The sequence below is a fragment of the Acinetobacter sp. P1(2025) genome, assembly GCF_051390655.1.
GTDB lineage: Bacteria > Pseudomonadota > Gammaproteobacteria > Pseudomonadales > Moraxellaceae > Acinetobacter > Acinetobacter junii.
In genome coordinates this window covers 46918-58652 of record NZ_JBPKBJ010000013.1, presented here as the reverse complement: position 1 = coordinate 58652, position 11735 = coordinate 46918, and the positions used below count along the sequence as shown (strand labels likewise).

General features: G+C 40.6%; 9 protein-coding genes, 2 tRNA genes and 1 pseudogene. 6 read left to right on the top strand and 6 right to left on the bottom strand.

Translation table 11 applies throughout. From position 1 onward, the window contains the following. Positions 1–110: 110 nt before the first annotated feature. Positions 111–647 (bottom strand): annotated as a pseudogene (locus ACSC97_RS05350) (AraC family ligand binding domain-containing protein); the annotation flags it as partial. Positions 648–816: 169 nt separating this feature from the next. Further along, positions 817–3174: a Tex family protein gene (locus ACSC97_RS05345; RefSeq protein ID WP_416701266.1), complete on the bottom strand. Its 2358-nt coding sequence runs from the start codon at positions 3172–3174 to the stop codon at positions 817–819. 318 nt (positions 3175–3492) lie between these two features. Here ACSC97_RS05345 and ompR point away from each other — a divergent pair, with 318 nt between their 5' ends. From ompR to ACSC97_RS05330, 3 genes are all read left to right on the top strand, one after another. After that, on the top strand, positions 3493–4257 hold the full coding sequence (gene ompR, locus ACSC97_RS05340; RefSeq protein WP_004657337.1) for an osmolarity response regulator transcription factor OmpR: 765 nt from the start codon (positions 3493–3495) through the stop codon (positions 4255–4257). A gap of 17 nt (positions 4258–4274) precedes the next feature. Further along, positions 4275–5729 carry an ATP-binding protein gene (locus ACSC97_RS05335; RefSeq protein WP_039047992.1) on the top strand — a complete coding sequence of 485 codons (1455 nt, stop codon included), beginning with the start codon at positions 4275–4277 and terminating at the stop codon, positions 5727–5729. Positions 5730–5880: 151 nt separating this feature from the next. Further along, positions 5881–7395, top strand: a complete 1515-nt coding sequence (locus ACSC97_RS05330) for an acetyl-CoA hydrolase/transferase family protein (protein WP_004964686.1) — start codon at positions 5881–5883, stop codon at positions 7393–7395. A 53-nt stretch (positions 7396–7448) separates the two neighbouring features. Here the strand turns inward: ACSC97_RS05330 and ACSC97_RS05325 are convergent, their stop codons facing one another. From ACSC97_RS05325 to ACSC97_RS05310, 4 genes are all read right to left on the bottom strand, one after another. Next, the gene (locus ACSC97_RS05325) at positions 7449–8708 is read right to left on the bottom strand and encodes an OmpP1/FadL family transporter (RefSeq protein ID WP_436659629.1); all 1260 of its coding nucleotides are present in this window, start codon (positions 8706–8708) and stop codon (positions 7449–7451) included. Between the two features lie 196 nt (positions 8709–8904). Continuing rightward, positions 8905–8980 (bottom strand) — tRNA-Phe (locus ACSC97_RS05320). Positions 8981–9119: 139 nt separating this feature from the next. Further along, positions 9120–9195: transfer RNA gene (locus tag ACSC97_RS05315), tRNA-Phe, on the bottom strand. Positions 9196–9303: 108 nt separating this feature from the next. After that, entirely contained in the window at positions 9304–9681 is a 378-nt protein-coding gene (locus tag ACSC97_RS05310; protein WP_004909759.1) for a GNAT family N-acetyltransferase, read from the bottom strand. A 103-nt stretch (positions 9682–9784) separates the two neighbouring features. Here ACSC97_RS05310 and hisB point away from each other — a divergent pair, with 103 nt between their 5' ends. The 3 genes from hisB to ACSC97_RS05295 all read left to right on the top strand — a co-directional run bounded on the left by hisB (position 9785) and on the right by ACSC97_RS05295 (position 11710). Further along, on the top strand, positions 9785–10378 hold the full coding sequence (gene hisB, locus ACSC97_RS05305; RefSeq protein WP_004877928.1) for an imidazoleglycerol-phosphate dehydratase HisB: 594 nt from the start codon (positions 9785–9787) through the stop codon (positions 10376–10378). After that, the gene (hisH, locus tag ACSC97_RS05300) at positions 10378–10995 is read left to right on the top strand and encodes an imidazole glycerol phosphate synthase subunit HisH (RefSeq protein ID WP_042893150.1); all 618 of its coding nucleotides are present in this window, start codon (positions 10378–10380) and stop codon (positions 10993–10995) included. The genes hisB and hisH overlap by 1 nt, the downstream gene beginning before the upstream one ends. Positions 10996–11176: 181 nt before the next feature. After that, positions 11177–11710 carry a DUF805 domain-containing protein gene (locus tag ACSC97_RS05295; protein ID WP_436659625.1) on the top strand — a complete coding sequence of 178 codons (534 nt, stop codon included), beginning with the start codon at positions 11177–11179 and terminating at the stop codon, positions 11708–11710. Positions 11711–11735 lie beyond the last annotated feature (25 nt).

The following is an 11735-nucleotide window of genomic DNA, read 5'->3' as shown; positions in this document are numbered from 1 at the left end:
ATAAATGGGTAGAGTACAGGTTGCTGTAGAAGCATGTTTAATTCGTCTAATCACAGATACTTTATAAAGCATTTTAATACTTTTTTGAATCTGTCAATGCGTAAGTCCTAAATATTTAAAATACGCTGTTTTGCATTACTGAGATCAGCGGTATGCGGTTTTGTTTGGCTATATTTTGAGATTAGCCAAGCAATCGTCGATAAGAACAAGGTTTGTTTGAGCAAGGTATTGCTCGGTTGCTCTAACAAATCAAATAGTAATCGTAATTGCTGTGCCAAACCTTCGTCATGCAACACGGCTTCTCTAAACCACGGTGCTGTGCCATGAATAGTCGTGACATCACGCGTCAGTTCATGGAAAATTTCTGGAGTTGGATAAATTGCTCGATAACGCCAGCCCGTTTCTACTGCAGATGAGCCAGTATGTACTTCATCAGCATTCACCAAAATAATATCGCCTTGTGGTGCGACATGATTGCCCCCTGTACGATAAAAACGTTGCGCACCCTCTTCAATCACACCGATACAAAATCCTTCATGAACATGTCGCGAGAACTCCTGCTGAAAGTAACTGGCTTTCAACATTTCTAAACCACCGAGTTCTTCGAGGTGTAAATAATCGACTTGTTCACGAGGTCTGCGTGACATCACGACCTCCATTGCAGTGTAGGTATCAGCTCAGGTTAGCTCGATTTGATGAAATTTATAGAATAAAATTGCTGTTTTATATTTCATAATCTATTTACAACTTTATTAAATCATTTCTAACTACAAACAAAAAAACCTTCCCGAAGGAAGGTTTTTTTAACAGATTAGCTTATTTAGAGCCTTTAATCCCTGCTTGTAATAACAAGGCACCTAAACCACCGATTTTTTGCTCTTGCGGTTTTTCAGCTTTTGGCTTGTTATTTTGCGGACGCTTAAAGTCACCCTCTTTACGTGGAGGACGTTGACCTTGAGGCTTACGTTCTGAACGTTCAGTACGCTCTTGCTGTGGGCGCTGCTGCTGACGTGGTGCTTTAGCAGGTGCAGAACCTTCAGCACGCATACTCAAGTTCACACGATTACGTTCAACATCAACTTGCATCACACGAACTTGCACGATCTGACCTGGTTTCACAACTTTGTGTGGGTCAGAAACGAATTCATTTGCAAGTTCAGAGATATGCACTAAACCATCTTGGTGTACACCTACGTCCACGAATGCACCGAAGTTGGTTACATTGGTTACAACGCCTTCAAGCTGCATCCCCTCTGTGAGTTGTGCAACTTCGGTAATGTCTTCACGGAACTTCGCTGTGCGGAACTCTGGACGAGGATCACGACCTGGTTTTTCCAATTCTGCTAAAACGTCTTGAATCGTCGGCAAACCGAATTTGTCATCGACAAATTCCTCTGCTTTTACTTGGCGAATAATTTCTGTATTACCAATGATGTCTTTTACAGTTGTTGCTTTTGCGGCAACAATTTTCTCAACCAAGCCATAACTTTCAGGGTGAACAGCAGATGCATCTAATGGCTCAGAACCATCTTGAACACGTAAGAAACCAGCTGATTGTTCAAAAGTACGCTCGCCTAAACGTGGAACTTTCTTCAATGCTTGACGATTATCAAAACGTCCATTTTCTTTGCGGTATTCAACGATTTGTTGTGCAATCGCTTTGTTTAAACCTGCGATATAAGCCAAGATCGCTGGAGATGCTGTATTGACATCCACACCCACCGCGTTCACACAGTCTTCAACAACTGCATCTAGTGTTTTTGCTAAACCTGTTTGGTTTACATCGTGTTGGTACTGACCTACACCAATTGATTTTGGATCAATTTTTACAAGCTCTGCTAATGGATCTTGTAAACGACGAGCGATTGAAACGGCTCCACGAATAGATACATCAAGCTCTGGAAGTTCTTGTGCAGCCAATTCACTTGCAGAATAAACAGATGCACCTGCTTCACTCACAGTGATACGTGTTAATTTCAGATCCGTATTTGCCGCCATCATTTCAGCAACAACAGCTTCTGTTTCACGGCTTGCTGTTCCATTACCAATCGCAATAAGTTCCACGTGGAACTCTCTGCATAAACGCGCAAGCTCTGCAATCGAACCTTCTTTATCTTCTTTCGGTGCAAATGGATAGATCGTGCTATGTGCAAGGACATCACCAGCTTCACTAATCACTGCCAGTTTTACTCCTGTACGAATACCAGGATCAACACCTAAAGTAACGCGTCCACCTGCTGGTGCAGATAGAAGTAAATGACGCAAGTTCTCTGCAAATACATCCATTGCTTCAGCTTCAGCAGATAGACGCTTATCTGTTAGTAATGAGTGTTCAATCTGTGGACGAATCTTACCTAGCCAGAATAATTTTGCAGTTTGCTTTAAATAATCTTGACGGCTCTGTGGTTGTACTTGGTCTAAGTTGTATTCAGTTTCAATACGCGCCAATGGTGCATCATCTTCACCATCCACTTTTAAACCTAATACATTTTCTTGACGACCACGTAGCATCGCTAACAAACGGTGTGAAGGAACTTTGTTTAAGTTTTCAGAGAACTCAAAGTAATCACGGAATTTCTTACCAACTTCTTTTTTCTCTTCAGATGCCACAGCACTTTTTAGCACAGCAGTTTTAGAAAAAGTTTGTTTTAATTCAGTGGTTAACGCAATATTTTGCGCCCAATCATCAATTAAAATATGCTGAATCGCATCCAACTGACTTTCAAGATCTGGGTAATCTTCATGGCTGAAGCCTGATAATGCTTCTGTAAGATCAACTTGTTCAGCAAAAATCTTTTCTGCGATCGGCCCTAAACCCGCTTCTTTCGCTTTGAAAGATTTGCTTGTGCGTTTTGGACGATACGGCGCATAAATTTCTTCTAATGCATTTTTGGTTTCAGCCGCATTTACACGTGCAAGTAAATCATCACTTAACTTATCTTGTTCTTGTAAAGATTGAATCACTTTCTCACGACGTTCGTACAAATCACGTAGGTAAGCCAAACGTGTGTCGAGTTGACGCAATTGAGTATCGTCTAAGCCTTGCGTGACTTCTTTACGGTAACGTGCAATAAAGGGAACACTGGCGCCTTCATCAATTAAACGAATAGCAGCTTCTACTTGGTTTGGACGTACGGCAAGTTCATTTGCCAACTGCTGAACTAAGTCAGTCATCGTGATTGATTCCACAAGGGTTAATTCTAAAAGCACTGATTATAAAGTCCACGGCTATAAAATCCACCATTGTTTTTTTGAAAATTTTACGAGTAGATTATGCAAATTGATCAATGTTTCTAAAATCCCAAGATTTTTTCAGCTAAATATTGAAAAATAGATTGATTGTCATAATTTTACCTGTATATGTTTGGTATCTATCTCTTGATTTTATTGGCAATATTTGTTGCTTTATAACATAGCCAAACCTGTGCAATGAATCGTATACTGCCTGACATTGCATAATTACGATGACAATAAACGATAAAGGAGCACATCATGAGTTTAGTTGTACCTGCTGAATCGACGGAAACCGTACACCATGAGACAGACCGAGTCGAACGCATTTTAGTGGTCGATGACGATGTGCGTTTGCGTACGCTTTTGCAACGATTTTTAGAAGATAAAGGTTTTGTAGTCAAAACTGCTCATGACGCGACACAAATGGATCGTTTATTACAACGTGAATTGTTTTCGTTGATCGTTCTTGATTTCATGCTTCCTGTCGAAGATGGCTTAAGTATTTGTCGCAGATTACGTCAATCTAATATTGATACTCCAATTATCATGTTGACGGCACGTGGAAGTGACTCTGATCGCATTGCAGGTTTGGAAGCTGGCGCAGACGATTATTTACCGAAACCATTTAACCCAAATGAACTTTTAGCTCGTATTCGTGCTGTATTACGTCGCCAAGTGCGTGAAGTACCGGGTGCACCGAGTCAACAAGTTGAAGTTGTTAGCTTTGGACCATGGTCTTTAGATCTTTCAACTCGTACACTTACTCGCGAAGGTCAAGTTGTGACTTTGACGACTGGTGAATTTGCTGTATTAAAAGCACTGGTTCAGCATCCACGTGAACCTTTGACCCGCGATAAATTGATGAATTTAGCACGTGGTCGTGAATGGGGTGCAATGGAGCGTTCGATTGATGTTCAAGTGTCTCGTTTACGCCGTTTGATCGAAGACAACCCTGCCCGCGCTCGTTATATTCAAACTGTTTGGGGTGTAGGCTATGTTTTTGTTCCAGATGGTGCTGAGTAAGTTCAGGAATTTCAACGTTGAAACTGGAACCCATTGACCCTCAAGCTTTTACTGAGTTTGTATCTTACTCTGAACGACCACGTACCAAGTGGGAACGTTTCTTAGATAAGATCAAACCACGTTCCGCTGCGATGCGTACCACTATTTTGGTACTGTTCACCGTATTCTTCAGCTTATTTATGTCTTTGTGGTTCTTCTGGCGAACTTTGTATTTGCCAGAATTACAACAACACGCACGCTATCTCGCTATTGAATTAGAGCTGGTCAATAATCCTGATATTCGAATTTTGCATCGTGATACAGAAGTCGATATTGATACGTGGTTAAAAAACCGTATCGGTATCGAATACATCACTGATCCGAAAGAATTTCCAAAGATTGAAGACAAATTTCTAGCTGAATTATTTACTGATGAAATCGAAGCCAAACTTGCCAAAGAGTTAGGTGTTGATAACGTCACCGTTTATTTTAAATTTAAACCGATTCCACGTATCTGGATTCAAACTCCAGAGATGAATGGTAACTGGGTGCGTGAACCACTAAAAACCTATACCAATTACAGTGTTGAGCTGATTGCAACATGGTTATTTGGTGTACCGATCTTATCTTCAATTATTATTCTAACCTTGGTTCGCCAAATGAATCGTCCATTGCGTCGATTACAAAATGCCGCCAATAGTTATAGTAAAACAGGTAAAGCACCTTATTTAGATACTAATCACGGACCTTTAGAAATTCGTCAGGTGAACCAAGCTTTTAACCATATGGTTTATACGCTTGAACAAACTGAGCGAGACCGTCAAATTATGTTGGCTGGGATTTCTCACGATTTGCGTACACCATTGACGCGTATTCGTCTCACTGCAGAAATGCTACCCGATGAATTCTTTCGTGAAGGTCTAATTTATGATGTTGATGATATGGATGCGATTCTCAACCAATTCATTTCGTACATGCGTGATGGATCGGATGAAGAACTTACTGATACCAATATCAACACGTTGCTGCAAGAACTCGTCATTCAATTCAAACCATTAGATATACGTTTTGAAATGCAGGATTTACCTATTATTCCTGCACGAAGTCTCTCTTTAAAGCGTCTGATCGCCAATTTAATCAATAATGCGAAACGCTATGGTGCTGAACCCATTGAACTTTCTGCAAGTCATGTAGACGAACACATCCTCATCACTGTTGCTGATCATGGTGAAGGTATCCCACCCGATCAAGTTGAAGAACTCATGCAACCCTTTGTACGTGGTAATTCAGCACGCACTGTTCAAGGTAGCGGACTTGGCCTTGCAATCGTAAAACGTATTGTGGATATTCATCAGGGTAAAATTAGCATTCGCAATCGTGAGCAAGGTGGCTTAGAAGTTGTGATCTCTTTACCAATCGTGACCCCTCATGTTGAAGAGACTGAGAAAAATACGATTAGCAAGATTAAACAAACACTTAGTGAACACTTCTAATTCAATACGAGACCAGTCAAAAATGTCTCGTATTTTTCCTCGCAAATCATCTTCTATTTCACATATTAGACCTTAGCCTTAGTCCAATTCCCTTTTGCTTTTTTAGCGCTAAAATCCATATCTAATGAAAAAGCAATATTGAGAATGGATGATGTCTTTAAGTCGTATTCGCCTTGCGTCTCTACACGACAAAGTGATGAGTGCAGAACAGGCTGCTCGCTTTATTGAAAATGATATGACGGTTGGTATGAGCGGATTTACTCGTGCAGGAGAGGCAAAAGCTGTTCCTCAAGCACTGGTTGAACAAGCCAAAAAAAATCCGTTAAAAATCACGTTAATTACTGGTGCAAGTCTCGGAAATGACTTAGACAAACAACTGACGGAAGCAGGTGTACTTGCGCGCCGCATGCCATTCCAAGTTGACAATACCTTACGTCGTGCAATTAATAACGGCGAAGTGATGTTTATTGACCAACATTTATCTGAAACCGTTGAACAAATGCGTAATCAGCAGCTCAAACGTCCAGATGTAGCTGTGATTGAAGCGGTCGCTATCACTGAAGATGGTCACATTGTTCCAACAACATCCGTTGGTAACTCTGCAAGCTTTGCAATTTTCGCGGAAAAAGTGATTGTAGAAATCAACACATCACTCAGCGAAAACTTTGAAGGCTTACACGATATTTACATACCAACCTATCGTCCAACGCGTACACCACTGCCTTTAACTCAAGTGGATGATCGTATCGGCTCTACTGCGATTCCAATCGATCCTGCAAAAATCGTCGGCATCGTGTTCAATGATACAGCTGACTCACCTTCAACAGTGACAGCGCCAGATGATGAGACTCAAGGCATTGCGAATCATTTGATTGCATTTTTTGAGAAAGAAGTTGCTGCTGGTCGTTTAGCGAAAAACTTAGGTCCTTTACAAGCGGGTATTGGTTCTATTGCAAACGCTGTTCTCACTGGTTTGAAAGATTCAAACTTCGAAGATCTTGTGATGTACTCTGAAGTACTTCAAGACTGTACGTTTGAGTTGATCGATGCAGGTAAAATGAAGTTTGCTTCTGGTAGCTCAATTACACTTTCAGCTCAGTGTGGCGAGCGTGTATTTGGCAATCTAGAGCACTACAAAGATAAATTAGTCTTACGTCCACAAGAAATTTCAAATCACCCTGAAATTGTGCGTCGCTTAGGTATTATTGGGATCAACACTGCCCTTGAATTTGATATTTATGGCAACGTAAACTCAACTCACGTTTGTGGTACCAAGATGATGAATGGTATCGGTGGATCAGGTGATTTCGCACGTAATGCGCACTTGGCAATCTTTGTCACCAAGTCAATCGCAAAAGGTGGGGATATTTCTTCGATCGTGCCAATGGTGAGCCATGTTGATCACTGTGAACATGATGTTGATATTCTAGTAACAGAACAAGGCTTGGCTGACCTTCGTGGTTTAGCACCGCGTGAGCGTGCACGTGTGATTATCGATAATTGTGTACACCCACTCTACCAAGCCGCATTAAACGATTATTTTGATCGTTCATGTGAGCGTGGTGGACATACACCTCATATTCTTCGTGAAGCATTGTCATGGCATGCAAATTTTGAAGAAACAGGTCATATGCTATCGAACGGTTCTTTAGCTAAAACAGCTTAAATTTCCCTTGTAGCAAATAAAAGGCTGAATCTGTTGATTCAGCCTTTTTCTATTTAGAACTTCACACCGTAAGATATACCTAAGATATGTTGATCCATTTCTAGATTTGCCTCACCCCCACCAAATGCTGTCGGGATAGACTGATTGCCTTTTACGGTTTCTTTTAAACCATAGGTATAGGCAACACTTAACTCTTGCGCTCGGTCAATATCCCACGTCGCACCTAGACTAACATGATCTTTAATCACACCTGGTGCTAGAATATTTAAGAAAGTCTGATCTTGTGGGATAGGCTGATCATTATGGCTATAACCAGCACGCACTGTGAGTTGTGGATTGACTTGATAGCTTGCTCCCAACTTATAGACGTTAATATCTTTCCAGCCGAAACCCTGTCCCTTTTCTGATCCGAAAGTATTCCCTTGCATCACTGAAGCTAAACTAAAAGGATTACCGACCGAATCAACATCCGAATAATTGATTCGCTGTACATCCGCTAATACAGTCAAAGCAGGGGTTAACTTGAAGCTCGCTCCAATCCCGTAACTCTCAGGAACATCAAAATCACCCGATTCAGCAAATAAACCGCGATACTTATCAAATTTATCTGCATCAATTTTTGACGCATAGTTTGCTCCGACAGTAACGACATCATTTAATTTCGCACTCCAGCCCACTCGTACCCCAATCCCTGTAGCAGAGTCTTTACCTTTATTGCTTAGATTTTTTCCATCATTTGAAAATGGGGCAAAACCAGAAATTCCTTTCGCTTCAAAACGTTGATAAAGAAAATTTGTCGCAATCCCGATTGATTGATTTTCACTATAGCGCCATGCAACCGTTGGAGAGACAAATACTTGAGATAAATCAACACCCGCTTCGTCTGTATTACCAAATGCAGCATAAGGATTGCGTTTATAGGTCGTATTCATACCACCATTGCCATAAATCGCTAGACCTAAAGCAACGGTATCATTTACTTTCTTATTGATCGCAAATTCAGGCAGTACAAAGTATTCACGACCATTACCACTGTATTGTCCATTGGCACCTGCTAAGTTACCCTCAATCTCAGCTGAGCGTTTAGGATTAAATAGGGTCGCACCAACATCTACACGGCTATCAATCCAGCTCAAACCTGATGGATTACTCGCTATAGTGAGCGCATCGTTAAATGAAGCAATAGAGGCACCAGCTTGACCTTGGGCTTTCACGCCATAACCATGCATAAAATAGCCCGTTGTCGCAGATGCGTGCTGTGCTATACCCGATAAAAGAACAACTGGAAGAGCTACCCCGATAAACTTTTGCATAACTTATCTTCAACAAAAATAATATATTCGCAAGTATATTGTTTTTGTTTTATTCATATAACTAAGTAAAATTGAGATGCATATTCTTTTTATTCATAAAGAGTTTTTAATATAGAACTTAGAAAGACTTAAATATGAATTACGCATAATTTAACCCATAAAAAAACCCCAAACTTTAGTTTGGGGTTTTTGAATATGGTGGCGTGACCCAGGATCGAACTGGGGACACACGGATTTTCAATCCGTTGCTCTACCTACTGAGCTATCGCGCCAATGGCGTGTATTAAGCCGTATCTACAGCAAATAGTCAACAATTATCCTGAGCTTTTGATTTGATTGCCCATTTTTCAGGCAAAAAAATCCAGATAAAAAAAATCCCTGATGGGATCAGGGATTGAAATTTCGAATCTATGGTGGCGTGACCCAGGATCGAACTGGGGACACACGGATTTTCAATCCGTTGCTCTACCTACTGAGCTATCGCGCCAAAGTGGGCGTATTAAACAATGTTTGTCAAAATCCGTCAAGTTAATTTAAGGATTTTTAGATTAAGTGTTTAATTTAACTCCAATTAGACCCCATATTTAGCTCGCGATTAGATTTTTCCAAGATGTGATAGACAACGATGAATCGCGCCACATCCAGGTTCAAACTGTTTTACGCCCTGCTCTTCCTCGATACGGCAAACCTCCTCAACGAGGCGTTCTGCCACACCACGACCGCGATTGGATGGATGTACAACAATATATTCCAAAACACGGCTTTCACCTTGTCCTGTGACCCAGATTGCACCTATAATTTTGGTGTTAAATTCAGCGGTATAAACTGTGGTATATTGCTGTAGATCTTGTTCAAGTTGCTGCATTGCATCTTGCCCATCACCAAACTCTGGACTGGTGTCATAAAGTCGCTCTAGCTGGGTACGAATTCCTAGATTTTCTAGTGAACTGTAAGCATGTACGGTAATAGGCATTGATTAACCCTCCTGAGCAAACTATGATGCTGTCACTTTTTCGTCACAGCGAAACTTTGGTTTTTAATTCAATCATTTTTGACGTTTTTTGAGGAACGTGTCCATGACGCAACGTATCAGTGAAGTGGTAAGAAATACCAACGAAACAAAAATTCGAGTTCGTCTCAATCTCGATGGTACTGGTCAAGGCACACTCAACACTGGAGTTCCATTTTTAGACCATATGATTGATCAAATCAAGCGCCATGGTCTATTTGATATCGATATTCATTGCGATGGTGACTTGGAAATCGATGATCACCATACCGTCGAAGACTGTGGAATCACCTTGGGACAAGCCTTTGCGCAAGCTTTAGGCGATAAAAAGGGCTTACGTCGTTACGGTCATTTTTATGCACCACTCGATGAAGCACTTTCTCGTGTTGTCGTTGATCTCTCTGGTCGTCCAGGCTTGTTTATGGATATTCCATTCACACGTGCCCGTATCGGAACATTCGATGTCGATTTATTTTCAGAATTTTTCCAAGGTTTTGTCAACCATGCGTTGATGACCTTACATATCGACAATTTAAAAGGCAAAAATAGCCATCACCAGATCGAAAGTGTATTCAAAGCTTTGGCACGTGCTTTACGTATGGCGTGTGAGGTTGATCCTCGTGCCGAAGGCATGATTGCATCAACGAAAGGTAGCTTGTAATGACGCGTATTGCTTTACTTGATTATGGCATGGGCAACTTACACTCAGCAGCCAAAGCGCTAGAGCATGTAGGTGCAACAGTTGATGTGACTAACGATCCTAAGCTGATTGCCAAAGCGGATAAAATCGTGTTCCCAGGCGTAGGTGCCATGCGTGACTGTATGCAAGGCATGCATGAGGCAGGAATTGATGAAGTCGTTCGTCAAGCGGCTTTTAACAAACCTGTACTCGCGATTTGTGTTGGTATGCAAGCATTGCTACAAAGCTCTGAAGAGAATGGTGGCGTAGAAGCTTTGGGTATTTTTGAGGGTGTAGTCAAACACTTCCCTGAAATTCCGAATTTAAAAGTTCCGCACATGGGTTGGAACCAAGTACATCAACTTGATCCAAGTCATCCAATGTGGAACAACATCGAGCAAGATGCTCGTTTTTATTTCGTACATAGTTACTATGTAGAACCAAAAGATTCTACAGTTACAGCAGCAACTTGTGATTATGGTGTGAACTTCTGTACCGCGATTCACAAAGACAATTTATTCGCGACCCAATTCCATCCAGAGAAAAGTCATACTGCTGGTTTACAGTTGTTAAAAAACTTTGTGGAATGGAAAATCTAAGCATTTGAACAAGTTTAGTTCCTGATAATAAAGCCAATTTTAAATTGGCTTTATTTTTTTAATTGCCTTATCTATTTATTTCTCATTATTTTTTGCATATCATGCAAACACTTTGAATAAAAATCAAACAACAGATAATTTCAAAATTAAATTTAAAAATCAGAGACTACAGGAAAATAATATGTCTTCTCAGCTTCAAACAAATGATTCAGGTTTTAGTGCAAATGGGCGTTTTGGCAGACTCTCTTACTTAGGCTGGAATATGTTACTCGTGGTCTTCGTATTCATTTTAGGTATTATCGCAGCGTTTTTTGTTCCAGCTTTGAGTCCTTCAACGACAAGTTCATCGATGTATGTATTTGGTGGACTCTTTATCATTGTTTACATTGCAATGATCTACTTCAGCTTTGTTTTCTCAATCCGCCGTTTACATGATCGCAATCAAACAGGTTGGTTGTCATTAGTGATGATTATTCCACTCATCAACTTCTTATTTTTTATTTACTTGAGTTGTGCAAAGGGTGATGAAAATGCAAATAACTATGGCTCACCTCGTATTACTCAGGGTTGGGAAAAAGTCTTAGCTTGGATATACATTATTATTCTTCCACTCTGCATTTTAGCCATGGCTGCGTCCTCAATTACTGCTTACCAAAACTATATTCAAAAAAGCCAACAGCTCCAGATGGAACAAATGAATAGATATGCAAAATAAACCAAGTCTATTTTTCAAAGCCAAG